The sequence below is a fragment of the Mesorhizobium sp. M0340 genome, from assembly GCF_040321535.1.
GTDB lineage: Bacteria > Pseudomonadota > Alphaproteobacteria > Rhizobiales > Rhizobiaceae > Mesorhizobium.
The window spans coordinates 181005-206961 of sequence record NZ_JAMYRR010000007.1 but is presented as its reverse complement, the minus strand read 5'-3'; the positions used below and the strand labels follow the sequence as shown (position 1 = coordinate 206961).

The window sequence follows — 25957 nt, the reverse complement described above, 5'->3', positions numbered from 1 at the left end:
CAGAAACCGATGGGTCGGGCTTCCGGCGAAATCGTCGCTGATGACTGGAGCTTTCGTGCTCGATAACACGCAAATAGAACGGCTCGAAGCCGATGCGGTCAACTCGGCCAAGACCCGTCAGCCGCTCTATGCCGCACGCAAGAAGATCTTCCCGAACCGGGCCTCTGGCAGTTTCCGCCGCTTCAAGTGGTCGGTGATGGCAATCACGCTGGGGATCTACAACCTGACGCCCTGGCTGCGGTGGGATCGCGGGCCATTTGCCACGGACCAGGCCGTGCTGGTCGATCTTGCCAACCGCCGCTTCTACTTCTTCTTCATCGAGATATGGCCGCAGGAATTCTACTACGTCGCCGGCCTGCTGGTCATGGCCGGTATCGGCCTTTTCCTGATCACATCCACCGTCGGCCGGGCCTGGTGCGGCTATACGTGCCCGCAGACCGTGTGGGTCGATCTGTTTCTGGTCGTCGAGCGAGCCATCGAGGGCGACCGCAACGCGCGCATCAAGCTCGATGCCGGTCCCTGGACTGCGCGCAAACTCGTGGTGCGAACATCGAAACACGCCATTTGGCTGGTCATAGGGGTGCTGACCGGCGGCGCCTGGATCTTCTATTTCGCCGATGCCCCCACGCTGCTTGGGGAACTCTTCACCGGCACCGCCGCCCCCGTCGCCTACATCACCGTGTCCGTGCTGACGGCGACGACCTATACGTTCGGCGGGCTGATGCGCGAGCAGGTCTGCACCTACATGTGCCCATGGCCGCGCATCCAGGCGGCCATGCTCGACGAGAATTCCCTCACCGTCACCTATAATGACTGGCGCGGCGAACCGCGCTCGCGTCACGCCAAGAGGGTCCTTGCCGCCGGGCAGCCCGTCGGCGACTGCGTCGACTGCAATGCCTGTGTCGCGGTGTGCCCGATGGGGATCGACATTCGTGATGGCCAGCAGCTTGAATGCATCACCTGCGCGCTCTGCATCGATACCTGTGACGGTATCATGGACAAGCTCGGCAGGGAGCGCGGACTGATTTCCTATGCGACGCTGGCCGACTACAACGCCAATATGATGCTGGCGACCCCAGGCGGCTCCGGTTCAGTCAACCCGTCACTGGTCAGGAACGCTGACGGCCTGTTCTCCGACAATGTGGCCCGTTTCCATATCCGCAAGATCTTTCGCCCGCGCACCTTCATCTACATGGGCGCCTGGTCGGCGGTCGGTCTCGCGCTGCTCTATTCGCTGCTGACCCGCGCACGGCTCGAATTGAATGTCCTGCACGATCGCAACCCGCAGTTCGTGACGCTGTCCGACCGTTCGATCCGCAATGGCTACACCGTCAAGCTGCTCAACATGATCCCCGAACCAAGAACGATCATTGTCACGATGCAGGGCCTGCATGGAGCCGAAATGAGCGTTGTCGGCATCGACCTGCCGGCGGATCGCTCCTTTGCCATCCCGGTCGAACCCGACCGGCTGAAGATGCTCAAGGTTTTCGTGCGTCAGCCGGCAGATCAGGTTCGGGGTGCAGCGCAAAGCTTCAAATTCCGGGTCGAAAATAAGGCAACGTTCGAGTCGGACGAATACACGGCCACTTTCAACGCACCGGAGATCGCCAGATGACCGACACCTCGCGACAATCCCGCGAATTCACCGGCAGGCATATGCTGTTCACCATCCTTGGCTTCTTCGGCGTGGTCATAGCGGTCAATCTGACGATGGCGACGCTCGCCAACACGAGCTGGACCGGCCTTGTCGTCGAAAACACCTATGTGGCGAGCCAGCAATTCAACGAAAAGGCCGAGCAAGGGCGAGCTCAGGCGGCCCTCGGCTGGACTGGCAAACTGACCATCGCAGGCGGTGAGGTCCGCTACAGCCTCACCGATGCTGTCGGCAAGCCGGTTGCCTTGCATGGCGTCAAGGTGCTGTTCCGTCATCCCGCCTACGAGGCCGAGGACAAATCCGTCACTCTTGAGGCTGCTTCCGGTCAGATATTCGCCGCGCACCACATGCCCAACGATGGCCTCTGGATCGTCGAAATCGACGCCGATGCGAGCCTTGCGGAACCCTATCGCGACGTTCGCCGGATCATGATTTCCCACGGGGCGCTGCAATGAGCTGCTGCGCGCCAGGCGCCGAAATCGCATTGGACCTGGAAAAGGTCACACTGGTCCTGCCTTCTGGCCAGGAAATCAGACTAGCGAGCCGCTCGATTGGCGAAAATCTTCGCCAGACCGACCTCACGGTGCCGGCTGTGCATTGTGCCGCCTGCATCCAGACGATCGAGACGGCGATCGGCAAGCTGGATCGCGTCGAAGGCGCTCGTGTCAATCTTTCGACGAAACGTGTTTCGGTCCGGTGGCGCGGCGAGGAGGTTCCGCCATTCGTCGCCACACTTGGACGGCTGGGCTATGGCGCGCACCTGTTCGATCCCGAGCCTGACGGGAAGGACAAGATGCTCTCGGAACTGATCCGCGCCGTCGCGGTCGCCGGCTTTGCGGCGGGCAACATCATGCTGCTATCAGTCTCCGTCTGGTCCGGCGCGCAAGGCGCGACCCGCGACCTGTTCCATTGGGTCTCGGCCTTGATTGCCATTCCTGCGCTCGCTTTCGCCGGCGGCATCTATTTTCGCTCGGCCTGGAATGCGCTGCGCCACAGCCGCATGAACATGGACGTGCCGATCGCGGTCGGGGTATCGCTCGCTTACGCCATGAGCCTCCACGAGACGATCAACCATGGCGACCATGCTTATTTCGACGCGTCGGTGTCGCTGCTGTTCTTTCTGCTGATCGGCCGCACGCTGGATCACGTGATGCGGGAACGGGCACGGACGGCCGTGAACGGACTGGCTCGGCTGGCGGCGCGCGGCGCCATGGTGCTGCGCGAGGATGGTTCGCGCGACTACTTGCCGGTTGGCGAGATCGAACCAGGAATGGAGCTCTTGATCGCGGCCGGCGAGAGGGTGCCCATCGACGGCAGGATCATTGGCGGGGCGTCGGATCTCGACTGTTCCCTGATTTCCGGGGAAAGCACGCCCAGAACGGTGGGCCCGGGGGCGCAGGTCCAGGCCGGTACGCTCAATCTCACCGGTCCGCTGACCATCGAGGCGACGGCCGCCGCGAAGGATTCATTCCTGGCCGAAATGGTTCGGCTGATGGAAGCGGCAGAGGGCGGCCGCGCCCGCCACCGCAGGATCGCCGATCGCGTCTCCGCGCTCTATGCCCCCGTGGTCCACCTCACCGCCTTTGTGACGTTCCTCGGCTGGATGGCGGCGACCGGCGACTGGCACCGGGCGATAACCATCGCCATCGCCGTTTTGATCATCACATGCCCGTGCGCGCTCGGTCTCTCCGTGCCGATCGTACAGGTGGTCGCTGCGCGCCGGCTGTTCGAAAGCGGCGTCATGGTCAGGGACGGCTCCGCCATGGAGCGCCTGGCGGGGATCGACACGGCATTGTTCGACAAAACCGGCACGCTTACGCTCGGACTGCCAAGGCTGATCAATGCGCCGTCCATCGATCCGATTATGCTCGCCATGGCGGCCGAGATGGCAGCGCATTCCCGCCATCCCTTTTCGAAGGCAATCGCTGGCCATGCAGCCTTTGCCGGCCAGCCGAAGCTCGCGTCCGTCAGCGAGCATCCGGGCTTCGGCATCGAAGCCATCGCCGAGGGCAGTACCTGGCGACTGGGTCGCCGCGGATGGGGTGAGTGGAAAGCCCGGACCGGCGGCGAAGGCAAACAAGGCTATGGCGGAACCGTTCTGACGAAGGACGGGGTCATTGTCGCGACTTTCGATTTCGAGGATGAGCTGCGTGCCGATGCCAAGGCGGCCATCGAGCAACTGAACGGCGCCGGCGTGTCGGTGGAGATGCTGTCGGGCGACACAGAAGCTGCCTGCGGCGAAGTCGCGGAAGCACTGGGCGTCGACCGCTTCGTTCCCGCGTTGCTTCCCTCCGGGAAGGTCGAACACATCGAAGCATTGACGCGAACTGGCCACAAGGTGCTGATGGTCGGCGATGGGCTCAACGACACGCCTGCATTGGGCGCCGCACACGTTTCGATCGCTCCGGCCACGGCGGCGGATATCGGTCGCAACGCCGCGGATTTCGTGTTCCTGCGTAAAAGTCTTCTGGCGGTCCCACTTGCTTTAGACATTTCGCGGAAGGCCGGACGGCTGATCCGGCAGAACATCGCCATCGCGATCGTTTACAATGGCATCGCCGTGCCGGTCGCCATTCTGGGGCACGTTACGCCACTGATCGCTGCGGTCGCAATGTCCGCCTCCTCCCTCCTGGTCATCGGCAATGCGCTACGCCTGCAAGGTTTCGTGTCACATGCATCGGTGCAAGATGCCCGACATGACAGGCGCTCCGACATTGGCGCACTGGCACAATCCTCATGACGACGCTCGCCTACCTCATACCTGTGGCCCTGTTCCTCGGAGCGCTTGGGCTGGCGGGGTTCCTGTGGGCCTTGAGGAGCGGCCAATATGAAGATCTCGATGGCGCCGCCGAGCGGATCCTGATCGACCGCGACGAGCCACGCAGTTGACCCAGCCTGCCCTGCGACGACTCGCTCGAATATTTTCCGCGGTTGCTTCGCGTCATGCCGATTTCGGCGCGCGACGGGTCCGAACGGATCAGCCAGAATACGTTGCCGAACTTTCGGCCAGGAAAGGGCCGCACCGAACGGGAAGCCGGCTATTCCATGATGTCCTGACCAGACCATGGCGTGGCGATCGACCAGTCGACCGTGAACCTGCCGTTGCCGCGTTTATCGAGCCTGCTTGATCCACATCAGGGTTATCTCTTCATCGGCATGGTTTCATTGAGCATTTTTGAACGGAGAACGGATGTCTAACGGACGGTTAGGTCGCGTGGAGACGCTTGGGGAGATGAGCCGCAAACCGTGGATCGATTGCGATGCGTTCCAGTGCCCTTCGTCGCAGATAGCCGACGCAATGGCGGCACGCTGATGGCCGGCTCTGTCGATAGATTCGACGTTATTGTCGTCGGAGCCGGGCCGGTCGGACTTTCCTTCGCCGCATCGCTTGCCCAGAGCCGACTCGAGGTGGCAGTGGTTGAACGGCAGTCGCTCGAAAGCCTGGCGAATCCGGGCTTCGACGGTCGCGAGATCGCGCTGACCCACGCATCGGTTGGAATCCTTCGCGAGCTCGGCGCCTGGGATGCCATCCCCGCTTCGGACAAATCACCGCTACAAGGCGCGCGCGTGCTCAACGGATCGAGCCCTTTCGCCCTGAGCTTCGATTCTCCCAGCGGATCTGGGGAACCACTCGGAATTCTGGTCCCAAATTGTCGGATCCGCGACGCCCTGTTCAAGCTTGTCCACTTCCAGGATCATGCCCAGCTGCTGTGCGGCCGCTCGGTCGTCAATGCAACAACCAGCCACAAAGAAGCAGTCATAACGCTCTCTGATGGCAGGCAATTGGCCGCTCGGCTGCTCGTTGCAGCGGATTCGCGTTTGTCCGCGACGCGCGACCTGCTCGGCATTGGCGCCGACATCAATCGGCTTGGCAACTCCATGCTGATTTGCCGGGTGAGGCACGAGCGCGCCCATCACCAGATCGCGGTCGAATGGTTCGATCACCATCAGACGATAGCGATGTTGCCGCTCATGGAAGGCGTGTCGTCGCTGCTTCTCACTTTGCGCTCAAGCGAGGCCGACAGACTGCTTGCTCTCGACGACGATTTGTTCCTCATGGAATCGACGAGCCGGTGTCGAGGACGCCTCGGAGAGATGACCTTGGCAAGCACCCGCCATGCCTATCCGCTGGTCACGACCTGGGCGCACAAGTTCTGGGCTCCGAGTGCGGCACTGATCGGCGATGCTGCCCTCGGCATGCACCCGGTGACCGCGCATGGCTTCAACATCGGCCTCAGTGGCCAGAAGCAACTCGCCGATAGAATCCTGGCGGCATGTCGCGAGCGCCGCGACATTGCTGATCCCGACATGCTCGGCAGATACGAAAGCCGGCTGCGTCTGTCGGCGGCACCGCTTTATCATGCTACGAATGCGCTTGTCGCTCTCTACTCAGGCGAGCACCCGGCGGCACGGCTTGCAAGACATGCAGGGCTTCGCTTTGCCCAATATCTTCCATTTATCCGCCATGGCATTTCGGCCATGCTCAGGCGGTGAATCGCAGGCAGCGCTGCCGCTCTGGAACGCTATCTCGGCCCGGCTTCCTTTTGTCTCGCCGGGCGCGTTGATGCCGTTGGCAGGGCTGCTTCCATGGTGACGTTGCCGATCCTGGGATGATTCGGATCAAGGCACGCGTGCGGGAAGAGCTCGATGGTCAGACGGCAAGGCCAAGAGCAGACGTGCGCGCCGAAGCCATGGTGAGCGCACTGGCTACCCCTGCTGGATAGTTAACCCGTCCTTCAGTGGGCTTGCGTAAGCTTGTCGTCGCGAACAACGATGGGAGCAAGCCGGTCCGTCCATGGCCCCGAAGAATGAAGACACGCTGGAGGCCAAAATCCGTCAGGATCAGCTTGCTGACCTGAGGGCCGGCCTCTTCGTGTCGATGCCGATAAGCGCTATCCTGTCAGGCCTGATTTGGGCGGTGCACGCCCTTTCTGGCAGCGGCTTTGCCGCTGCAATCTGGTTCCTGGTCGTCAATGCGATAAATGCCGCCCGCCTTGCACTCGCGCGTTATCAGCTAAAGGAAAAAAGGCGCCATGACAATTTCGTGGGGGTTTTGCCGCGGCTTCGCTGGTTTGGCATCCTTGCTCTTCTGGCAGGGTTTGCCTGGTCCTTCCTGGCCGTCCTGACTGTTGGATACACGACACCTCAAGCACCGCTGCATCTGGTCATTCTGGCGGGCATTTCAGCTGGTGCGGTTACATACGGCAGTTCGTATGCCGCGGCGGCGATCAACTTCATAACACCTCCGCTCCTCATCACGGTGGGATGCCTTTTGGCGAAAGGCAATTTTGAAGACTACATTCTGGCTTTTACCATTCTGCTCTTCATGGGCGGCTTGGTTCGAGCTTCGTGTGTTGGGCAAGCACGGTTCCGCGAAGCGAGCCGCCTGAGGCATGAGGCTGAGCGGCTTGCGGCGGAGATGAAGGCCAGTTCCAGGCAGGACCACCTGACGGCCCTTCTCAACAGGCGTGGCCTCGAAGACGCTATCGGACGGTTCGAGACCGCGGATGGCCCCTTCGTGGCAATGCTGATTGATCTGGACGGGTTCAAATCCGTCAACGATACCTACGGTCACAGGACCGGTGATGAACTGCTTCTCAGGATCGCGCGCCGCATAGAGGAGGAAGCACCGGAAGGCTCAACGCTCGCTCGTATCGGCGGCGATGAATTCGTGCTGTTTTTTCCCTCAACGAGGGTTTCGGTTTCTGCCAGTGATCTCGCCTCCGATATCATAGCCAAAATTGCCCGCCCCTATATCGAGGTCGCGTCCGTCCGTGTCGGGGCATCGATAGGAATATACTTGGCGCAGACGCCGGGCCTGACGGAAATGTTGTTGCGGGCGGATATCGCCCTTTATACGGCCAAGCGTCGTGGCAGGAACGAATTTTGCCTGTTCGATGCCGAACTCGACAGGGAACTGCAACGCCGCCAGTCCGTCGAACGGGACCTTCATTCGGCGATAAAGACGAGAAGCTTGCAACCTTGGTTCCAGCCGATCGTGAAACTCGACACCGAGGCCGTGGTCGGTTTTGAAGCCTTGCTGAGGTGGTCCCATCCGACTCATGGTGCCATCTCTCCACCCGAAATCATCACAGCTGCACGCGAAACCGGTATGCTTCAGCTGCTGACGCAAACCGTATTCGCCGATTGTTGTGCTTTTATCGACGGCTTGGTGAAAGCTGACTGTCGTGATCTCCGTGTGGCGATGAATGTTTCACCGCGCGAACTGGAAGCCGGCGATATCGACGACATGGTTCTGGATGGTCTGGCGGCAAGAGGTCTGCCTGCAACGATGTTCGAGATCGAGATCACCGAAGAATCCCCGGTGGACCCGGACAGAGTGGATGAAAAGCTCGGACGGCTTTCACATGCCGGCATTTCCATTGCGCTCGATGACTTCGGCACCGGCTTTTCCACGTTGGCATCGCTCAAGGACAGTCGGATACGCAAGGTGAAAATAGACCAGGGCTTCATTCGCGGCTTGGCCAAGTCCCGAGAGGACCGACTGCTTGTCAAATCGGTCATCGATCTCGGTAACATGCTCGGGATCGAGGTCATGGCCGAGGGCGTCGAAACAGAGGCGGATCGGCAAACCCTGCACAAGCTTGGCTGCAGGACCGCTCAGGGCTTCCTGTTCTCGAAGGCGGTGCCTCTGAGCCAAGCACTAGAAATGGCAGTCAAACAGCACGCCAACCAGTTGTGACCGCTCCCGCCGCGCTGTCTCTCGCGGCCGTGCGCTCATGAATGGCGGGTATCTGAACGTCCTTGTTTGAAGAGCATGACAGTCCGTGCTGTGCGTCAGCCGGCGAACAGTTCTTTGTAGCCAGTCGTCACCATCCAGTTCGCCCGGTCGATATGGCTGCGAAGAGCCTTGCGGGCGCGGACCGGTTCAAGGGCCGGGTCGATGCCGAGAATGAGATCAGCCATCTCCTCTTCGCTGGCATTGTCGGCGCAGGCATCCAGGATCCGCAGGTAGATCGTGAAATGCTCCCTGTCGTAGCTCGTGAGGTTCTCCGACCAGGGGACTTCATCGCTCAACGTTGAGCTTCGACTTTCATCTGTTCCCATTGGTCGATTCATGCCTGCGAACCTCGCATGTTGAGCGCACGCAGCATATCCCAAAATGGGATAATCCGAAACCGGGATTAGTCGCTGATCCGGTCTTTACCCGACCGGTTCGCCTACATGCCCAAGTCTCTTCGATCGCCCCGCCACCAGCGGTTTCTGGCCGAGTTGGTTGCCCTGCGCAAGGCCAAAGGCCTGACTCAGGCGCAGGTGGCCGAGAAGCTTGATCGTCCCCAATCCTTCGTGGCCAAGTACGAGGGTGGAGAGCGGCGTCTCGACGTCATCGAGTTTCTCGACTTAACTGCGGCGCTTGACGCTGATCCGTGCGAGATTCTGTCCAGCCTGCGGGCTAACGGGCGCCTGCGCGTTTAACGGCTCGCGCCGGTACCGTGAACCGAGCGTGCTTTTCTTCGGCAAGCTGCCATTCCGCTGCGGGTGGGTCTTTACCAAGCCATGTCGATATAGGATCATAATCCTAATTATATACTTGACGTACCAAGCCGAATTTTCAATGAATGCAAGGAGCTACCGCCAATTTTCGACCTGACCAACGAAATTTACCACGACGCTGACAAGGCCCGCGAGCATCTGGAGACTATCCATTGGCCTCATGGCCCGTTCTGCCCGCATTGTGGCAACGCCAACCCCGAGCGCATCACGAAGCTGGCGGGCAAGTCCACGCGCCCCGGCGTCTACAAATGCAACGAATGCCGTTTGCCTTTCACGGTCACGGTCGGCACCGTCTTTGAGCGTTCCAAGATCGGCCTGCATAGATGGGTGCTGGCTTCGCATCTCTACGCTTCGTCCAAGAAAGGCATGAGTGCCATCAGTTGCATCGTATGCTTGGCGTCACCTACAAGACCGCTTGGTTTATGGCGCACCGCATCCGCGAAGCCATGCAAGAGGGTGTTGCTTCTGCTGGTCCTATCGGCGGCAACGGCAAGACTGTTGAGGCCGACGAAACCTACATCGGAAAGCGCGAGACGCCTCGCGTATCAGCCCAACGTAAGGGTCGTCCTTTCACCAAGAAAGGCGAGGGCGGCGGTCGCGAAAAGCGCATCGTCGTCGGCTTGGTCGAGCGCGGCGGCAAGGCTCGCATGTTCCATTTGAACGACGCCACCAAGGCAACCGTCCGTGACGTGCTGGTGCGCAACGTGTCGCGAGATACCATCCTCTACACCGATGCGTCGAACCTCTACACAGAGACTGGCGGCGAGTCGCTACCCACAAGACCACGAAGCATTCGGACGGCGAATATGTCCGCTACGAGGACGGGATCGCCATCCATTCGAACACCATTGAGAACGTGTTCTCAGTCTTCAAGCGCGGCATGATCGGCGTCTACCAGCATTGCGGCGAGGCGCATTTGCATCGCTACCTTGCCGAGTTTGATTTCCGCTGCCATCGCCGCATGGCTCTGAAAGTCTCAGATGCAGAACGCGCCGAGGATTTGCTTCGCATGGCCCGCGACTAGCGCCTTATCTATCGGCGGATTGGTGAAGCCGGTCACGCCTAAGCAGAAGGCGCGACGACTCCTGTGGATACGTAGAAAAAAGAGAACAAAACGAGATTGACGATCTTGTGCGAATCAAAGTTTCGCCAGAACGTAAAAGGCGACCGTCTGAACCACGGTCGCCTTTAAGTTGAAACCAAGCCGTTGGAGGGCTTGTTTGTGATCACGTCCATTAAGTTGCGCGTTACGCGATTCACGTCAAGCCCTCCTGTGGCGCAAATCACAGGAGGCCTACATGGCCGGAACTTTCCGAGTAAATTGTCACAAGCCTGATAACGCCGACAAAGACCGTCGTCTTCAGGGCCTCGGCGGCCCTGCCGCTGGCGGCTGGTATCGAGACATCGATACGATGATAAACAACGTCGAAAACGAAAATGAGCAATACTGGACGGTAGCGCCGACAGGAGAGTCCGTGTGGATTGTCGTACGCCAGCGTTCGAACGGACGGAAGTATCTTAAGACGGAGCCTGACGGCGTGGAGCCGAATAACCTGCTGGCACTCCCTCACTGTCCTTAGAGCCATCTGGCGCTACAGGCTGCTTGCCCTTCCCGGTCTTATGATCGGGAGGGGTTTTCAACAGGCGTCGCAAAATCTCGTCGCCCTTGTCCTGGTCTTTGTCTTTGGGGGATTCTGACATGGCTACCTACAACGATCTCAACAACCTAAGTAGTGATTCGGACATCGCAACCGCATTGGGCGATATGGTCGTCGCTTGGGCGAACGCTGAAACCACACTCATGCATGCCATGTGTTCAATCTGTAACATGTCGACCAACATGGCGCATTTCGGCTACTATCGTATTCCAACTTTTGAAGCCCGAGTTAAGTTCCTCCTAGCGATGATCCCCGAGTGGGATACGTCTTCCGATCGAGACGCCATCTCAAAGGCAATTGAGAAAATCAGCGGCATGTCGGGCACGCGCAACAACTGGGTTCACGGAATCTGGAGCAAGGAAAAGACAACAGGCCAAGTTGTTGTGTTCAATTTCCGCGCCGCCGAAAACAAGGGCAGGAACAAGCCCGTCAAAGCGCATGACATCAACCACCATGTCGAAACCCTGATAGCCAATACTAAGGCTCTACGGAAGCTGCTCCCACCACTGCCATAGATGAGTAAATCTTGGCGCCCATCCTTTGGTCGACAACGTCTCCCGTGGCGGTGTGAGGGCACCCAGACGAACGGAAATGCTCGCTTCGACCATCAACGGCGTAATCTCGTTTTCAGTACCGGCCTGCCCGGCTGCTTTATCGAATCGATCATTGGTACGTCAAGTATACAATTGGGATGATAATCCTAGGTGGGGCGATTCCTCAACGGAGATCGCAATGGCTCGGACCAAACTTTCCAAGCAGCTTTCACAGGCTGAAATCGAGCGCTTTCTGGCGGAGGCGGAACGGCTGCACAAGAGCATCGTCCAGCCGCTTCTATCACCCACCAGCAACCATTACCGGCCTCTCCAACGCACCCATGAAGCGCTGTTAAAGACGGTGAAGGATATCACGCAAACGTCGCATTCTCTCTTCGGAGGGAGGGGGCGTAGGCAATCATCGCTATCAAGACAACTCCTGGCTGGCTTTCTTGCCTTCGAATCGACCCTGCCGCTGTCAGCGCAACATCAAAGCCAATATAAGCCACAAAACGGGCGAGCGCGTCTATCATGATCCCAGACAGGAATATTACTGGGATACGCGCCTCAACCTGTTGAAAGGCGAGCGCTGGTTTTGTTCGGATGAAGCCGCGCCACGGCGGTGATGTCGTCGAGTTTCTCGACGTAACTGCGGCGCTTGACGATGATCCGTGCGAAAAATCTGTCCAGCCTGCCGTCCTGGCGGGCGCCCGCGCGCCTGACGACGCGCACCAGGTGCTCGTGAACCGAGCCCGCTTTTCTTCGGCAAGCTCAGGCGGTCTCGGCCATTCGGCTTCGCCCCTTGGCGTGGGCCGCCCTTCGGGCTGAGACGGCCGCCGCCCTTGCGGGCGGCGGGGTTTGCTGTTGGCCTTTCCCGGTGGCGCGGGGTGGGCGGCACTCCCTTCTAGGCCCGCCGCGGCAGCCCGCAACCCTTCGCTGCCGCTCAGGGTCCTCCTCTTCGTTCCGGTCCTTCGGATGCGGTCCGCCTCCTACGGCGGGCCTTTCCGGTCGCGACTCGCCGCCCACCCCGCTTCCGGGGAAAGGCGCGGCGATTGGCGAGCGGAGGATGAGACGATGCATGCAAACAGCAAGCGTTCCGCCAGCACAGAGGCTGGCGCAGGCAAGGGCGGGCGCCCCGGCGCCAGCCTTTATCAGGAGATCACGGACCGCATCATTGCGGAGCTGGAGCGCGGCACCGTGCCATGGGTCAAGCCATGGGGCAGCGCAAAGGCAGGCCTTGGCCTGCCGAGCAATGCATCCTCTGGGCGCATCTATTCCGGCATCAATATCCTCATCCTGTGGGGCGCGGTCATCGAGCGCAGCTATCCCAGCCAGAACTGGCTCACCTTCCGGCAGGCGCTCGTCCTTGGCGGCAATGTCAGGAAGGGCGAGCGCGGCACGACCATCGTGCATGCCGACCGCTTTGTCCCCAAGGACGAGAAGGAGCGCGCACGCCACGAGGGCGATGAACCACAGGCCGTGCCGTTTTTGAAGCGCTTCACCGTCTTCAATGTCGCGCAGTGCGATAATCTTCCGGAAGACCTCTATGCCGCCACCGAGCCGCTGCCTCAGTGCGAGATCGTGCCGCAGGCCGAGACGCTCATTCGCGCTAGCGGTGCGGATTTCAGGGTCGGCGGCGATCGCGCTTTCTACATGCTGGGCAGCGACCACATTCAGGTGCCGCCGCAGCCGGCGTTCCATCAGCAGATCGACTATTACCGGACCTGCTTTCACGAGCTTGGCCACTGGACCGGCCACCCAACGCGGCTTGCTCGCGACCTCTCCGGCTCGTTCGGCTCCAAGGCTTACGCGCGTGAAGAATTGGTCGCCGAAATCACTGCCGCCTTCGTCTGCAGCAATCTCGGTATCGAGCCGACCGTGCGTCATGCCGATTACATCGGCTCATGGCTGAAGGTGCTGCGCGAGGACAACCGCGCGATCTTCCGTGCCGCCAGTCTTGCCTCCAAGGCCGCCGATTTCCTGTTTGGCCTTCAGGCCGATGCCGAAGGCGAGGCGCAGGAAGGGATTGCGGCATGACGATGCGCGATCCTCAACTGACCGCGAGCGAGCCGACGCCGCAAGGCGAGCAGATGCTCATTCCCGGTGTCCGGCCGATCACCACGCGCGATCGGCTCACCCTCCTGATGAACGCGCCGATGTGTCCGCGCGCGGCGCAAAAGCCGATCGATATCGGCCTCTTCGATGAAGCCAGCAGAAATCAACTCGACCTGTTCTGACAAGGAGTCTTTCCATGATCCTGATCACCGATCCACTGCGCGCACGACTGCTCGCCAATGGCGCCGCCGACGCCGAAACGGACCATTTTCCCGTTGTGAAACTGTTTAATCCGACAGGTGCCGCCACGTGGCTTCTGACCGAACTCGACGCCGATGGCGACACGCTGTTCGGCCTTTGCGATCTCGGCTTCGGCTTCCCCGAACTCGGCAGCGTCAGTCTGGCCGAGCTTGCATCCGTAAAAGGTCCGCTTGGCCTCGGCATAGAGCGCGACCTGCATTTCCAGGCGCGCTTTCCGCTCTCCGTCTATGCCGAAGCCGCCCGTATTTGCCGCCACATCACCGAGGCCGAGCGACTTCTGCGGCAGGCAGCAGACGCCCTTTCAAAGCCCCGTTCCGAGCTTCCGTCCGACACGGCGGAACAGCAGCGCCGATAGGCGCAAAAACCGTCCCGCCGCGCCGGCCTTCGGCCTCTGCGGCGGGACAACCTCAACCAAAGCGAAGGAGAGTAACCATGCAGCTTGCCCACATCCCCTTGGATCGGCTCAACATTTCCGCGCTCAACATGCGCCATGGAAAACGCGCGCCCGACATTTCCGATATCCTGCCATCCGTGGGTGCGCGCGGCGTGCTGGTGCCTCTCCTTGTGCGGCCCAACGGCCAGCCGGAAGCCTTCGAGATCGTCGCCGGCAGGCGGCGCTATTTCGCCGCGAAATCGATTGCCGACGAGCGCGGCGAAGGCGATCCCTTGCCCTGCGCCATCATGGAGGACGGTGACGACGCCGATGCGCTGGAAGCCTCGCTGATCGAAAACCTCGCCCGCCTTGATCCTGACGAAGTATCGCAATGGGAGACGTTTTCGCGGCTCGTCAGGCAAGGCCGCACCGTTCCAGACATCGCTGCGACCTTCGGCATCACTGACCTGAAGGTCAAACGCATTCTGGCGCTTGGCGACCTCTTGCCCAAAATCCGCGAAGCCTATCGCCGCGAGGAGATCGACGCCGAGACGGTGCGCCATCTCACCATGGCGTCCAAGGCGCAGCAGAAGGACTGGCTGGCACTCTGTGCCGATCCCGATCAATACGCGCCGCGTGGCTTTCAATTGAAGCAATGGCTGTTCGGCGGCCAGTCGATTCCCACCAAGGTGGCGCTGTTTGCCATCGACGAATATCCCGGCCTGATCACCTCGGACCTGTTCGGCGAGGACAGCTATTTCGCCGATGCCGACCTGTTCTGGCAAAAGCAGAACGAAGCGATTGCCGCCAGACGCGACACCTATCTCAACGACGGCTGGAGTGAGGTGGTGCTGCTGGAGCCGGGCCAGTATTTCCACCCATGGGACCACGAGAAGACCCCGAAGAAGAAGGGCGGCAAGGTCGTCATCACTGTCTCGCATCGCGGCGAGGTCGAGTGTCACGAGGGCTGGCTGTCACGCAAGGAAGCCCGCCGCGCCCGCGAGGGCGGTGAGCAAGAAGAAACAGCCGCCAAGCCGCCGCGCCCCGAACTCACCGGCCCGATGCAGAACTATGTCGATCTGCATCGCCATGCGGCCGTGCGCGCGGCCATGCTCGACCATCCCGCCGTGGCGCTGCGACTCGTGGTGGCGCACGCCATCACCGGTTCCGGCTTGTGGCTGGTGCGCCGTGAGCCACAGCGCGCGGCCAACGAGACGGTGACTGCCAGCCTTGCCGGCTGCAAGGCTGAAGCTGCATTCGGCAAAAAACGGCGCGAAGTGTTGGCCCTGCTCGGATCACCGGATGAGGATGGCGTGGTCGCCGGCGGCGATGGCGACGCCTTTGCTATCGCCGGCGTGTTCGCGCGCCTCTTGGCGCTCTGCGACGGCGATGTCATGCGCGTTCTCACCCTTGTCATGGCCGAGACGCTTGCAGCCGGCAGCGCCGTCATCGAGGCGCTCGGCAACCATCTGAACGTCGATATGGGCACATGGTGGCAACCGGACGATGCCTTCTTCGACCTCTTGCGCGATAAGGAAATCGCCAATTCGATGCTGGCCGACGTCGGCGGCAAGCTGGTCGCGGATGGCAATGTCGCCGAGAAGGTCAAGACGCAAAAGAAGATCATCCGCGACTTCCTGGCGGGCGAGAATGGCCGCCAGAAGGTCGAGACCTGGCTGCCGCGCTGGATGGAATTCCCGGCCGAAAGCTACACCAGCCGCGGCGGCTTCCGCACCGCCGATCAGTGGGCACAAATGCAGCCGCTGTTCGTGCGCGAATGAACCGATCAGCCTCAAGCGGCGGTTCTCTCGAGTGCCGCCGCTCAGGTCGCGCGCGCCGCTCCGGGCCGCGCCGGCTGCCGATTGGTCGTCTTGTCGAGCCAGTGCCTTGCGCGAGAAATCCCGACGCCAACTCGCCCCCATTTCGGCAGCCCTGCACCACGCCGGGTTGCTTGCCGAGGCGCTCCGCGCATGGGCCAATTGTCCGATCCGGTTGGCGACAGAGCCCCCGCAGCCAGCGCCCTGTAATGGCGCCTGCTCGTTTGTGTCACCGGATCGCGCCACCTGTCTCCATGCGTCTCAGGGACCATTCCCCTGCGGCTGGCTTGACGACCTATGGGCGGATCCGGCCCGCCCGAAACCCTCGCCAGCAGCTTTTTTCCCCGCCGCCTGCGGCGGCTTCCTCGCGCCGCTTCGCTTCAAAAAAGCTGTCCGCTCGGGTCCTCCGCTATCGCTGCGGCCGTCCCGGTTCCGGCGGTCCGGAGGCGCCCATCACGGTCCGCCATCGCAGGGGAATGGTCCCCGGCGAGCACCAAAAGGAGACTGAAAATGACCGCGATCGGATACGTTACCAAACAGGAAAACGGCGGCTACAAGGGCCAGCTCAGGACGCTCAGCGTCCGCGCCGACATCGACATCGTGCCCAATCAGGCAAAGAGCGCCGACACCCATCCCGACTTTCGGGTGCTGACGCAAGGGGTCGAAGTAGGGGCCGGCTGGATCCGCACCGGCGAGACCTCCGGCAAGGACTATGTGAGCCTGTCGATTGCCGCCCCGGAGTTCGGCCCGCGCAAGCTCTACGCCAATCTCGGCCGCGCCGCCGGCCAGGATGACGACGACACATACGCCATCATCTGGAACCCCGTCGACTGAACCGCCAGCCTCGAGCCCCCCCCCGCACCCGGCGCGGGGCTCTTCTCAAGAGGGGGCGGCGAAAACTCGCCCCCCACTCTTCGCCCGTCCCCGAAACGATCTCGCTCGCCGATCCTCGCCTTCGCTTGTCCGTAACGAAACGAGGACCATCATGGACGACGAAAACGAACGCGCGGCCCGCGCGAAGAAGGGCAGTCCGTTTCTCAACACCGCGCAGGCCGCTTTCTATATCGGGCTGTCCCAGCGCACGCTGGAGAAGATGCGGCTCAAAGGCGGCGGCCCGCAATTCCGCAAGCACGGCCGCTATGTCCGCTATCACATCGACGAGCTCGACGACTGGTCGAAGGGACGCGCGCAGGAGACCAGGCCCGAGGATGGCGGGCACGATTCCGGCTCGGCCGGTGCGGGAGGCCGCTCATGAGCCGGCGTCCCACTATCCGTCTGATCGGCAGCCATCTGCGGCGTATTCGGGCGCGCAAGACGATCGCCGTGGCCACAATAGGCCTCGGCCTGATCGGCTTCGCCGCTTTCGACAACCCATCGCCCTGGCTGGTCTGGAACGCCTCGGCCAGTGCGCCGGTCGGCCTCTATCGCGTCGCGTCCGGATCACCGGCTCGTGGCGATCTGGTGCTCGTCCGCCCGCCAAAACCGGTCGCCGATCTCGCCGCCGAACGCTTCTTCCTGCCCAGCAACGTGCCGCTGGTCAAGCGCCTTGCCGCGCTGCCTGGCGAGCATGTCTGCGCCTTCGGCGACGCCATCATCATCGGCGGCGAGATTGTCGCGCGCCGGCTGGCAACCGACAGGCAGCACCGTCCGCTGCCCTGGTGGAATGGCTGCCGCAAGCTCGCCGCCGACGAGGTTTTCCTGCTCGGCAACGATAGAAACCGCTCCTTCGACAGCCGCTATTTCGGGCCGGTGCCGGCCGAAAATATTGCCGGGAGGCTCGTGCCGCTATGGACCGAGTAACCCTCCTGATGCTGGGCATGGTCGCGATAGCGCCATGCGCCTGCTCCGCCGCGACCGACGCTCAGCCGGCCGCCATCTCCCGTGGTCCGCAGCTCCAACGATGGCAGCCCTTGGTGGCCGAAGCAAGCCGGCGATTCAGCATTCCACAGCCCTGGATTTATGCCGTCATGGATGCCGAAAGCCGGGGGCAGACAATGGTGGACGGACGGCCGATCACATCGAGCGCCGGCGCCATTGGCCTCATGCAGGTGATGCCCGGCACCTACGAGGAGGTGCGCGCAGAGCTTGGCCTGGGAGCCGATCCGCACGACCCTCGCGACAACATTCTGGCAGGCACTGCCTATCTGCGCGCCATGTATGACCGCTTCGGCTTTCCCGGCCTGTTTGCCGCCTATAACGCTGGGCCGGACCGCTACGAACAGCATTTGCAGCGTGGGCGACCGCTGCCCAGCGAGACGGTTTCGTATCTGGAAGAGCTCAAGGCGGCGGGGATCTCGGCCGCCGACATGGACGCGTTCACCGGCAAATCCCGTTCCGGAAAAGCGCCGGAAATCCCGTCCGGGCAGTCGCTGTTTTTCCTGCGAAACGGTGTTTCCGCGACCGATCCGAATGGCCAAATTGTGGTGCCGCTCGGATCGGAGCGAGCAAGGTCAGGCCGGCCGGATCGCAGGTGAGGGCAGGGGTACCGTGGGTCGGGGCAGGAAGGCAGGGAGGCAGGTCCGCTGAAGGCAAGATAAAGGCATCGCCTCCTGGAGCCGGCGAAGTCTTTGTCTGCACATCGTTTTTCACGGAGGCTGCCTTCAGCGTCAGGAGAGCTGCTGCCGACAAACATGTGATTTTGTTAAAGATTACTAGGAGGCTCAATGCAGGATGAAGAGTTCAAGCCGAGCCTGGGCAAAATCGGATCGCGCGGCTCGAAGGCAGGCAAGCGTTTCGCCGGCCAGATTCGCGCCGCGATCAACCGAGCCGGCGGCGGCAGCGGTCGCCGTGGCCGCTTCATCGGAAGCCGGGCGGGGCGCGGCGGGGCTGCTGCCGCCGTTCTCAGAGCGAGCGATCGCCACGCGGCGTTTCGGCAGCGGCGCGCCGTCGTCAAGGCGCGTATCGTCAAGCTGGCCGGCAAGGGTGTTGACGGGGCACGTGCACACCTTCGCTACCTCCAGCGCGACGGCGTCACCCGAGAAGGCGAGCCTGGCGAGCTCTATAGCGCCGACAGCGACCGCGTCGATGGCAAGGCGTTCATCGATCGTGCCGATGGCGACCGGCATCAGTTCCGCTTCATCGTCGCACCTGAAGACGGCATCGAGTATGACGACCTCAAGCCGCTCACGCGGCGCCTCATGGCGCAGATGGAAGGAGACCTCGGCACCAAGCTCGACTGGGTCGCTGTCGATCATTTCAACACTGGTCATCCGCATACCCATATTATCGTCCGCGGCAAGGACGACCGCGGCGAAAATCTTGTCATCGCGCGAGACTACATCTCGTCTGGAATCCGTGAACAGGCGGCCGAGCTGGTCAGCCTCGACCTTGGCCCGAGAACGGACCGCGAGATCGAGCAACGCCTGCGCCAGGAAAGGGAGCGGGAACGCTTCACCAGCATCGATCGGCAGCTGCTCCGCATGCGCGACCATGAGGGGCATGTCTCACCGGCCAGCCGAGACACGTTTCGCCAGACGCTGCACCAGGGCCGCCTGCGCAAGCTCGAGCGAATGGGTCTGGCTGAGGAAGTCGGCTCGGGCCGCTGGCGCCTTGATGGCGAGCTTGAAGCGACGCTGCGCCGCATCGGCGAGCGGGGCGACATCATCAAGACCATGCACCGCGAACTGACCGGCAAGGGGCTCGCCCGCAGTGCCGCCGACTATGTTGTCCATGATCGATCTGCAGAGCAGCAGCCTGTCGTTGGCCGCATCGTTGCGCGCGGCCTGGCCGACGAAATCACTGACCGCCATTACCTCGTCGTCGACGGCGTGGACGGCAAAAGCCACTATGTTGATATCGGCAAAGGCGAGGCCACCCAACCGACGCCAGAGGGCTGCATAGTGCGGGTCACGCCGAGGGACACCGGGCCAAGGCAAGTCGACCGCACAATTGCCGAGATCGCCACGGCCAATGACGCGCGCTACAGCATCGATATCCATCTCAAGCATGACCCGTCGGCCACCGAACGCTTTGCCGAAACGCACGTGCGGCGACTGGAGGCGATCCGCCGGGCGACCGGTCGTGTCGAGCGCGAGCCGGACGGCACCTGGATCGTCGCACCGGATCATCTCGACCGTGTGTCTGACTACGAGCGTAAGCGAGCGAGGGCCGAGCCTGTCACGGTTCACAAGCTCTCATCGATGCCGCTGGAGAGACAAGTCAGGTTCGACGGCGCCACCTGGCTCGATCGAGAGCTGGTTTCCGACACACCGGAGGCCTTGCACAGCTCTGGTTTCGGCCGCGATGTCCGAGAGGCGCAAGGCCGCCGACGGCAGTGGCTGATTGCGCAAGGTCTTGCTCGGGAAGAGCAGGACCGGATCGTCTATCGCGCCAACATGCTTTCGATGCTGCGTCAACGTGAGCTGAACCGTGTTGCCGGTCAACTGTCTGACGAACTCGGACTCTCGTATTCCGAAGCGCAGCCTGGTGATCGAATAGAGGGTCGATTGCGCCGCTCGATCGACCTTGCCAGCGGCAAGTACGTCATAGTCGAGAAGGCGCGCGAGTTCACGCTGGTACCATGGAGGCCAGTGCTTGATCGGTCTATTGGCAAGGAGGTGTCTGGTGTCATGGGTGGGGAGGGGATTTCATGGACCATCGGCCGGCAGAGAAGCGGACCAAGCATTTCGTGACATGACTACACAACTTCTTTTGCCCGCCTTGAAACAGGTACTCAGTCCGGACGGAGTTCGCCTGCTAATTGCCCGCGGCATTGATCTCGCGAGGGATAAATGGCTGGTCGTGCAAGACTTATCGTTCGCTCTACAAAAAGCGCCGCGATGATTCATCGTGTTCCATGATTCTGAGCCAAAACCCTCCTGCGCCACCACGGCACTCTTCCCGGTGCCACGGAAGCCGCGCCGACGACGGCGGTGCCGGCCTGGTTGCGCAGGGCTGCCGCCGACCCAAACAGTTGCGGCGCATTGAGGACATTGCAATCACTGCAGGTGCGGCCATCGGCGCGCTCGATGCGATGGTCCGCCAGCTAGAGAGGTGGGCTGGCGCCTGGTGACAGCGCCTAGGGCTTTCGGCGGCCGCGGTACGGCGAGCAGGCTCGCGGCGTCGAGGATGAAGCCGCACTTCGCGATGTTCTTCTGCTCACACGACCGGGAGACGAGTCGGCCCCACGGGCCGGATGCTTGTTGGCCGCTCACAGCGCTGAAGGCGCGGGTTGGGCGGGTGCTTCCTCGTCGTGAGTTGCGGGAAACGGGCGCAGATTTCCTTGACGGCCTTCTTTCCGGCATTGAGCGCAAGACAGGCTGGCTGATGGCTGAGCAATCCGGAGCGGAGCGGCCCTATCGGATGCAGTCGCTGAGGATGGCGTCCTGATCGTCGACGAGACGGGATTTGTGAAGAAGGGCGATCGTTCCGCCGGTGTCGCGCGTCAGTACTCGGGAACGGCGGGGCGGATCGAGAACAGCCAGGTCGGCGTGTTCTTGGCTTACGCGAGCCGCTACGGCCAAGCGCTGGTCGATCGTCGCCTTTATCTGCCGGAGAGCTGGACAAGGGATCGGGCGCGATGTGCCAGAGCGTCGATCCCGGAGATGGTCGAGTTTGCGACCAAGCCAAAGATGGCGCGCGCCATGGTCGAGGCGGCGCTCGATGCCGGCGTCCCGTGCGCTTACGTTCTGGGCGACGCTGTCTACGGGGCGGACAGCAGCCTTCGCCGGATGCTGGAAGCTCGCGAGCAGCCCTATGTCTTGGCGGTTCGAGGCGCTCACTTCATGCGCCGGGGAGGGGATCGTCTGTTTGAGGAAACCTCGCCCGAGGAACTGGCCAGCGAGTTCGAGCCCGACGACTGGGCCTGTCATGCGGCAGGTGAAGGCGCCAAAGGCCCTCGGCTCTACGACTGGGCACGCATCCGCCGCCCTTGGACGTCAAAAGGCGGCTTCGAGCATTGGCTTCTCGTCCGCCGCAAGCGATCGACATCCGGAGAAAAAGCCTACTACCTGGTCTTCGCCCCGCCCGGTTCCTCCTTGGCCGAATTGGCGGCAGTGGCCGGCCTGCGCTGGGCGATCGAGGAGTGCTTTGAGCGCGCCAAGGATGATCTCGGACTTGATCATTGCGAGGCTCGGTCCTGGCACGGATGGCATCGCCACATGAGCCTGTGCATGGCCGCCCTGGCATTCCTCTCGAAGCTATCGGCTGATCTTCGCCGCAGCGCATGGAGCAAACCGAACGAAACGAGTCCAAAGGAGCCAATCGCCGCCTGATCCGGATGGCTGCGCTCGTCCCGAGCGTCCCCGAGATCCGCTCTCTCCTCGCCCGGATCCTCATCTTCCCACCGACACAAAAGCCCTTCATCATCGCCTGGTCGCTATGGCGACGACGACATCAGGCTGCGGCCACCATCTGTCACTACAAACGGCATCGGCATCCGCAACTGTAGTACTAAGGTCCGGACTCATAACCGTTGGTCGACTGGCGGCTCTGGTTGCCGTTAATCGCGGGGCGCTGAGCGGGGCTCGATAGGATCAACCGAACCTGCGATACTCAAGGCAATCTGTTGGACTCATGATGCGCATCGTAACCCGTCTCACTGATCGGCTTAAACTGCAGCATCCGATCATCAGCGCGCCGTTGGCATTCGCATCGGGCGGGGAACCCGCAGGTGCGGTCATACAGCCGGAGGGCTTGGGCTTATCGGCGGCGGCTATGGCGACGCTGATTGGCTGACGCGAGAGTTCGAGCGATCTGGCAACCGACCTGTCGGCTGCGGCTTCGTAACTTGGTCACTCGCCAGGAACCCGCGCCTACTGGATAAGGCCCTGGAGCGGCGACCAAGTGCGATTTTCCTATCCTTTGGCGACCCGGCGCCTTTTTCGCCGGCGATACGGGCCGCCGGGGTCCCCTTGATCTGCCAGGTCCAGAGCCTCGACGACGCGCGCCGCGCTCTTGATGCCGGAGCCGACATCGTCGTCGCCCAAGGCGCGGAAGCCGGCGGTCACGGTGAGAAGCGAGCGACATTCACATTTGTTCCGGAGGTCGCGAACTTGGTACTGCGACGGGCGCCGGACACGCTCATCTGCGCGGCCGGTGGCATCGCCGATGGTCGTGGGCTCGCAGCGGCGCTGATGCTTGGCGCTGATGGCGTCGTGATGGGATCACGTTTCTGGGCCTCGTTGGAGGCTCTCGTTCATCCAAATCTGCACCAGGCTGCCCTTGCCGCGACCGGAGACGACACGGTTCGAACCTCGGTGATGGACCTAGCGCGCCGCCTGGATTGGCCATCGCGGTTTTCACTGCGCGTTCGGAAGAATGCTTTTACGGAAGCCTGGCACGGCAATGAGGCCCATCTCCTCGCCGACATTGACGCGCAGTCCGCTGCCTACCGCGAAGCGTGGGCAAGCGGCGATCCCACGATAGCCGCGATCATGATTGGTGAGGCCGCCGGCCTCATCCACGACATCGAGCCGGCGAGTGACATACTCCTTCGCACCGTTTCTGAAGCGATCACCCTGCTTCAGGGCGCAAGTTCGCTTCTGTTTGTCGAGGACAACTGTCACAGTCAGTAACCGACCGTAGCGGCGAGGCAGACGGCAGCGAGGAAGTTAGTGGCCGATCGATCGTAGCTGGTGGCAATGCGGCGGAAATCCTTGAGCCGTCCAAACATGGCGTTGCGATCACGGTAGAGGAAGGGGAGAAGCAGTTCTTCCAGCGCCGGTTGGCTTTCGACGGAATGTTCGGCATCGCCCCTTTAGCCTCGACCTTGTGGCGAATGGCATTGGTGTCATAGCCCTTGTCGGCGTGCAGGATCGGGCTCTCGGGCATCTGCTCCAGAAGCAAATCTCCGGCGCTGCAATCGGCGACCTGGCCACCGGTCAAGAGGAAAGCGATCGGGCGGCACAGGCCATCGGTCAGGGCGTGGATCTTCGTGGTTCGCCCACCGCGCGACCGGCCAATCGCCTGATTTTGCTCCCCCCTTTGCCGGCAGAAGCGCAGCGATGCGCCTTCACGGCCGAAGAGTCGATCAGGACCTCAGCCGGAGGACCGCCAGCGCTTGCCGCGCGTGTCGGTTGGCAGCAGCGCCTGCAGCCGCGAAAACTGCTCCTCGGTCAGCCAGAAATAATCGCGATTCATCGGTGGCCTCCCTTTGGAGACCGTGAATCATAAAACCACCGTCAGTGGAACCCTTTATGGGTCCGGACCCTAGCAGGTTTGACCATTGCTGTGGCAATGCAGCAGTCCTGGATAATAAGTCCAAGATGCCCCGGGTGCGCTTCCACCGCACCACCGGGACCTTCGCTGCAGCTAAATGCAGAAAATCCACGCGCGCGCTGAAGCCCGAAAAGGCGGCGGCGCTGGCGGGTTGAAACTCCAGTCGGGCTACGCCCTCCCTGCGTTCCAACCCGCCAGCATTCTCATCTTGATTGAGGATAGTGTCCTGAAGGTTCTGCAAAAAGTTTTGGAGAGAGAACGGCGCTTGCTCTGAAGGGCGAGCGGCCATGGCACGGTGGTGACGTTGCAATCACCGATTCCCGTGGAAGGGGAAGTGCCATGACCAATCGAGAAGTTAAACTGAGCAGGGGCGAGTTGAAAGCGTTGCTGCTGTCGGATGAGGACGGCTTTCGCCAGGTATTGCAGACTGTCGTGCAGGAGGCTCTGGAAGCCGAGATGACGGAGGCGATCGGGGCCGAGAAAGGCGAGCGGACGGCGGAGCGGGTGAGTTACCGGTCCGGGTATTACGAGCGCAAGCTGGTGACGCGGGTTGGGGTGCTGGAACTTCGCGTTCCGCAGGATCGGACGGGCCGGTTCTCGACGGAGTTGTTTGAGCGCTATCAGCGTTCGGAGAAGGCCTTGGTGTCGGCGCTGGTCGAGATGTACGTACAAGGCGTTTCGACCCGCAAGGTGAAGGCGGTGACGGAGGAATTGTGCGGCCACTCTTTCTCGGCCTCGACGGTGAGCGAGGCGACGATGCGGCTGGATGAGGCGCTCAAGGCGTTCTTCACGCAGCGGCTCGAGGAAAGCTATCCGTATCTCATCTTGGACGCGCGCTACGAGCGGGCTCGCGAGGCGGGCGTGATCGCCAGCCAGGCGGTGCTGGTGGCGATCGGCGTGGATTGGGAGGGCCGGCGCCAGGTTCTGGGCGTGGAGCTGGCCAACCGGGAGAGCCATTCGAGCTGGCGCGAGTTCGTGACGGGGCTCAAGAATCGCGGGCTCGCCGGCGTCGAGTTCGTCGTCTCCGACGACCATCCGGGGCTCAGGGCGGCAATCCGCGAAGTGCTGCCCGAGGCGGTCTGGCAGCGCTGCTACGTGCACTTTCTCAGAAACGCGCTCGACTACGTGCCGCGCAAGGTCGACGACGATTGCCTGATGGAGCTCAGATGGTTCTACGACCGGCGCGACCTTGCCGAGGTCAAACGCGACCTGGCGCAGTGGATCGCCAAATGGCAGGCCAAATACCCGAAGCTGGTCAACTGGGTGGAAGACAACATCGAGGAGACGCTGAGCTTCTATCGGCTGCCGCTTGCCCACCACAAGCACATGAAGTCGACGAACATGCTGGAGCGGCTGAACCAGGAGATCAAGCGGCGCACCCTGGTCGTTCGCATCTTCCCCAACCCGCGGAGCTGCCTGCGGCTGGTTCGGGCATTGGCGGTCGAGATCCACGAGAACTGGCTCGAGGCGACCCGCTACCTCAACATGGATCATCTGCGCGAGCACAAGAAGGAGAGCCTGAGGGCCTTGGCCGCCTGAGCACCGTCATGTGTCCGCCGCTCCGCTAAACACGGGGGCTGCGCGGCGGACACGCCGACGTCACCGCAATGCCACGCCATTTTGCAGAACTTGACGCACACAACTGTTCTCGGAATCAAGCGTCGTGTTGTCCAACCGTTGGTTGGTGGACGTATTGCAGCCCCTGCATCTAAAATCCCTGTGATCCGCGCGCACAGGGCGTGCCCGACCCCGAGCCCCCGCCCGGTGCAATAGCGCTTGATCGGCCCCGCCGCATGAAACTGTGCGGCGGGCTTTTTTACTCATGCAATGGAACACCGGCGCGCAGGGAAAGGTCTGCCCTGGCAGCAAACTCTTTCCCTTATATTTTTTGCTGCCGGATCGGATAGCTTCGATCGGCCCGCGTCGTTCTTTTC

Annotated in this window: 23 protein-coding genes and 3 pseudogenes; 23 read left to right on the top strand and 3 right to left on the bottom strand. The window is 61.9% G+C overall.

The window, feature by feature from the left end:
- The first annotated feature begins 40 nt into the window (after positions 1-40).
- From ccoG to NKI79_RS13360, 6 genes are all read left to right on the top strand, one after another.
- A complete protein-coding gene (gene ccoG, locus NKI79_RS13385; RefSeq protein WP_502904660.1) occupies positions 41-1615 on the top strand; it encodes a cytochrome c oxidase accessory protein CcoG in 1575 nt (524 codons plus the stop codon).
- Positions 1612-2109, top strand: a complete 498-nt coding sequence (locus tag NKI79_RS13380) for a FixH family protein (RefSeq protein ID WP_352649463.1) — start codon at positions 1612-1614, stop codon at positions 2107-2109. The genes ccoG and NKI79_RS13380 overlap by 4 nt, the downstream gene beginning before the upstream one ends.
- A complete protein-coding gene (locus tag NKI79_RS13375; protein ID WP_352802052.1) occupies positions 2106-4394 on the top strand; it encodes a cation-translocating P-type ATPase in 2289 nt (762 codons plus the stop codon). Before NKI79_RS13380 ends, NKI79_RS13375 begins: the two co-directional genes overlap by 4 nt.
- Positions 4391-4543, top strand: a complete 153-nt coding sequence (gene ccoS / locus NKI79_RS13370) for a cbb3-type cytochrome oxidase assembly protein CcoS (RefSeq protein WP_023679633.1) — start codon at positions 4391-4393, stop codon at positions 4541-4543. Before NKI79_RS13375 ends, ccoS begins: the two co-directional genes overlap by 4 nt.
- Positions 4544-4966: 423 nt before the next feature.
- Positions 4967-6148, top strand: a complete 1182-nt coding sequence (gene ubiM / locus NKI79_RS13365; RefSeq protein ID WP_352649488.1) for a 5-demethoxyubiquinol-8 5-hydroxylase UbiM — start codon at positions 4967-4969, stop codon at positions 6146-6148.
- A gap of 301 nt (positions 6149-6449) precedes the next feature.
- Positions 6450-8357: a putative bifunctional diguanylate cyclase/phosphodiesterase gene (locus tag NKI79_RS13360; RefSeq protein ID WP_352802050.1), complete on the top strand. Its 1908-nt coding sequence runs from the start codon at positions 6450-6452 to the stop codon at positions 8355-8357.
- 95 nt (positions 8358-8452) lie between these two features.
- On the opposite strand, the gene NKI79_RS13355 is transcribed toward NKI79_RS13360, so the two are convergent.
- On the bottom strand, positions 8453-8734 hold the full coding sequence (locus NKI79_RS13355; RefSeq protein ID WP_352480260.1) for a DNA -binding domain-containing protein: 282 nt from the start codon (positions 8732-8734) through the stop codon (positions 8453-8455).
- Between the two features lie 105 nt (positions 8735-8839).
- Here NKI79_RS13355 and NKI79_RS13350 point away from each other — a divergent pair, with 105 nt between their 5' ends.
- The 5 genes and pseudogenes from NKI79_RS13350 (at position 8840) to NKI79_RS13330 (ending at position 11895) form a co-directional block, all read left to right on the top strand.
- The gene (locus NKI79_RS13350) at positions 8840-9091 is read left to right on the top strand and encodes a helix-turn-helix domain-containing protein (protein ID WP_352480259.1); all 252 of its coding nucleotides are present in this window, start codon (positions 8840-8842) and stop codon (positions 9089-9091) included.
- A gap of 162 nt (positions 9092-9253) precedes the next feature.
- Positions 9254-10193 (top strand): annotated as a pseudogene (locus tag NKI79_RS13345) (IS1595 family transposase).
- Between the two features lie 274 nt (positions 10194-10467).
- The gene (locus NKI79_RS13340) at positions 10468-10749 is read left to right on the top strand and encodes a DUF3892 domain-containing protein (RefSeq protein WP_352649467.1); all 282 of its coding nucleotides are present in this window, start codon (positions 10468-10470) and stop codon (positions 10747-10749) included.
- Between the two features lie 119 nt (positions 10750-10868).
- Entirely contained in the window at positions 10869-11342 is a 474-nt protein-coding gene (locus tag NKI79_RS13335) for a hypothetical protein (RefSeq protein ID WP_352480257.1), read from the top strand.
- A gap of 217 nt (positions 11343-11559) precedes the next feature.
- Positions 11560-11895, top strand: coding sequence for a hypothetical protein (locus NKI79_RS13330; protein WP_352480256.1), 336 nt, complete (start codon positions 11560-11562; stop codon positions 11893-11895).
- Between the two features lie 32 nt (positions 11896-11927).
- Here NKI79_RS13330 and NKI79_RS13325 read toward each other — a convergent pair whose 3' ends face one another.
- Positions 11928-12092 (bottom strand): hypothetical protein, encoded by a 165-nt coding sequence (locus NKI79_RS13325; RefSeq protein WP_352802048.1) that lies wholly within the window; start codon positions 12090-12092, stop codon positions 11928-11930.
- Between the two features lie 342 nt (positions 12093-12434).
- Here NKI79_RS13325 and NKI79_RS13320 point away from each other — a divergent pair, with 342 nt between their 5' ends.
- The 11 genes and pseudogenes from NKI79_RS13320 (at position 12435) to NKI79_RS13265 (ending at position 23380) form a co-directional block, all read left to right on the top strand.
- Positions 12435-13397 carry an ArdC family protein gene (locus tag NKI79_RS13320; RefSeq protein ID WP_352802046.1) on the top strand — a complete coding sequence of 321 codons (963 nt, stop codon included), beginning with the start codon at positions 12435-12437 and terminating at the stop codon, positions 13395-13397.
- Complete coding sequence (locus tag NKI79_RS13315) at positions 13394-13597, top strand: hypothetical protein (protein ID WP_352480253.1); 204 nt, start codon at positions 13394-13396, stop codon at positions 13595-13597. Before NKI79_RS13320 ends, NKI79_RS13315 begins: the two co-directional genes overlap by 4 nt.
- Positions 13598-13611: 14 nt before the next feature.
- Positions 13612-14031 carry a DUF2958 domain-containing protein gene (locus NKI79_RS13310; protein ID WP_352480252.1) on the top strand — a complete coding sequence of 140 codons (420 nt, stop codon included), beginning with the start codon at positions 13612-13614 and terminating at the stop codon, positions 14029-14031.
- A 77-nt stretch (positions 14032-14108) separates the two neighbouring features.
- Positions 14109-15830, top strand: coding sequence for a ParB/RepB/Spo0J family partition protein (locus tag NKI79_RS13305; RefSeq protein ID WP_352802044.1), 1722 nt, complete (start codon positions 14109-14111; stop codon positions 15828-15830).
- A 546-nt stretch (positions 15831-16376) separates the two neighbouring features.
- Positions 16377-16700, top strand: coding sequence for a DUF736 domain-containing protein (locus NKI79_RS13300; protein WP_352474126.1), 324 nt, complete (start codon positions 16377-16379; stop codon positions 16698-16700).
- Positions 16701-16851: 151 nt separating this feature from the next.
- Positions 16852-17121, top strand: a complete 270-nt coding sequence (locus NKI79_RS13295) for a helix-turn-helix transcriptional regulator (protein ID WP_352468501.1) — start codon at positions 16852-16854, stop codon at positions 17119-17121.
- Positions 17118-17666, top strand: coding sequence for a signal peptidase I (gene lepB / locus NKI79_RS13290; RefSeq protein ID WP_352802042.1), 549 nt, complete (start codon positions 17118-17120; stop codon positions 17664-17666). Before NKI79_RS13295 ends, lepB begins: the two co-directional genes overlap by 4 nt.
- Positions 17654-18340: a lytic transglycosylase domain-containing protein gene (locus NKI79_RS13285; protein ID WP_352610897.1), complete on the top strand. Its 687-nt coding sequence runs from the start codon at positions 17654-17656 to the stop codon at positions 18338-18340. Before lepB ends, NKI79_RS13285 begins: the two co-directional genes overlap by 13 nt.
- A gap of 189 nt (positions 18341-18529) precedes the next feature.
- On the top strand, positions 18530-20497 hold the full coding sequence (rlxS, locus tag NKI79_RS13280; protein WP_352802040.1) for a relaxase/mobilization nuclease RlxS: 1968 nt from the start codon (positions 18530-18532) through the stop codon (positions 20495-20497).
- 454 nt (positions 20498-20951) lie between these two features.
- Positions 20952-22078, top strand: a pseudogene (locus NKI79_RS13270) (IS701 family transposase).
- A gap of 372 nt (positions 22079-22450) precedes the next feature.
- Complete coding sequence (locus tag NKI79_RS13265; RefSeq protein ID WP_352572101.1) at positions 22451-23380, top strand: NAD(P)H-dependent flavin oxidoreductase; 930 nt, start codon at positions 22451-22453, stop codon at positions 23378-23380.
- Here NKI79_RS13265 and NKI79_RS13260 read toward each other — a convergent pair.
- Positions 23374-23869: pseudogene (locus NKI79_RS13260) on the bottom strand (IS5 family transposase); the annotation flags it as partial. The gene NKI79_RS13265 and the pseudogene NKI79_RS13260 overlap by 7 nt on opposite strands.
- Positions 23870-24362: 493 nt before the next feature.
- On the opposite strand from NKI79_RS13260, the gene NKI79_RS13255 reads away from it, so the two are divergent.
- Positions 24363-25562: an IS256 family transposase gene (locus tag NKI79_RS13255; RefSeq protein ID WP_023718475.1), complete on the top strand. Its 1200-nt coding sequence runs from the start codon at positions 24363-24365 to the stop codon at positions 25560-25562.
- Positions 25563-25957: the final 395 nt, after the last annotated feature.

What these genes read in the sequence shown, in the direction of transcription:
- ccoG (WP_502904660.1), top strand. Translation starts at nt 41, where the DNA reads ATGACTGGAGCTTTCGTGCTCGATAACACGCAAATAGAACGGCTCGAA.
- NKI79_RS13380 (WP_352649463.1), top strand. Translation starts at nt 1,612, where the DNA reads ATGACCGACACCTCGCGACAATCCCGCGAATTCACCGGCAGGCATATG.
- NKI79_RS13375 (WP_352802052.1), top strand. Translation starts at nt 2,106, where the DNA reads ATGAGCTGCTGCGCGCCAGGCGCCGAAATCGCATTGGACCTGGAAAAG.
- ccoS (WP_023679633.1), top strand. Translation starts at nt 4,391, where the DNA reads ATGACGACGCTCGCCTACCTCATACCTGTGGCCCTGTTCCTCGGAGCG.
- ubiM (WP_352649488.1), top strand. Translation starts at nt 4,967, where the DNA reads ATGGCCGGCTCTGTCGATAGATTCGACGTTATTGTCGTCGGAGCCGGG.
- NKI79_RS13360 (WP_352802050.1), top strand. Translation starts at nt 6,450, where the DNA reads ATGGCCCCGAAGAATGAAGACACGCTGGAGGCCAAAATCCGTCAGGAT.
- NKI79_RS13355 (WP_352480260.1), bottom strand. Translation starts at nt 8,734, where the DNA reads ATGAATCGACCAATGGGAACAGATGAAAGTCGAAGCTCAACGTTGAGC.
- NKI79_RS13350 (WP_352480259.1), top strand. Translation starts at nt 8,840, where the DNA reads ATGCCCAAGTCTCTTCGATCGCCCCGCCACCAGCGGTTTCTGGCCGAG.
- NKI79_RS13340 (WP_352649467.1), top strand. Translation starts at nt 10,468, where the DNA reads ATGGCCGGAACTTTCCGAGTAAATTGTCACAAGCCTGATAACGCCGAC.
- NKI79_RS13335 (WP_352480257.1), top strand. Translation starts at nt 10,869, where the DNA reads ATGGCTACCTACAACGATCTCAACAACCTAAGTAGTGATTCGGACATC.
- NKI79_RS13330 (WP_352480256.1), top strand. Translation starts at nt 11,560, where the DNA reads ATGGCTCGGACCAAACTTTCCAAGCAGCTTTCACAGGCTGAAATCGAG.
- NKI79_RS13320 (WP_352802046.1), top strand. Translation starts at nt 12,435, where the DNA reads ATGCATGCAAACAGCAAGCGTTCCGCCAGCACAGAGGCTGGCGCAGGC.
- NKI79_RS13315 (WP_352480253.1), top strand. Translation starts at nt 13,394, where the DNA reads ATGACGATGCGCGATCCTCAACTGACCGCGAGCGAGCCGACGCCGCAA.
- NKI79_RS13310 (WP_352480252.1), top strand. Translation starts at nt 13,612, where the DNA reads ATGATCCTGATCACCGATCCACTGCGCGCACGACTGCTCGCCAATGGC.
- NKI79_RS13305 (WP_352802044.1), top strand. Translation starts at nt 14,109, where the DNA reads ATGCAGCTTGCCCACATCCCCTTGGATCGGCTCAACATTTCCGCGCTC.
- NKI79_RS13300 (WP_352474126.1), top strand. Translation starts at nt 16,377, where the DNA reads ATGACCGCGATCGGATACGTTACCAAACAGGAAAACGGCGGCTACAAG.
- NKI79_RS13295 (WP_352468501.1), top strand. Translation starts at nt 16,852, where the DNA reads ATGGACGACGAAAACGAACGCGCGGCCCGCGCGAAGAAGGGCAGTCCG.
- lepB (WP_352802042.1), top strand. Translation starts at nt 17,118, where the DNA reads ATGAGCCGGCGTCCCACTATCCGTCTGATCGGCAGCCATCTGCGGCGT.
- NKI79_RS13285 (WP_352610897.1), top strand. Translation starts at nt 17,654, where the DNA reads ATGGACCGAGTAACCCTCCTGATGCTGGGCATGGTCGCGATAGCGCCA.
- rlxS (WP_352802040.1), top strand. Translation starts at nt 18,530, where the DNA reads ATGCAGGATGAAGAGTTCAAGCCGAGCCTGGGCAAAATCGGATCGCGC.
- NKI79_RS13255 (WP_023718475.1), top strand. Translation starts at nt 24,363, where the DNA reads ATGACCAATCGAGAAGTTAAACTGAGCAGGGGCGAGTTGAAAGCGTTG.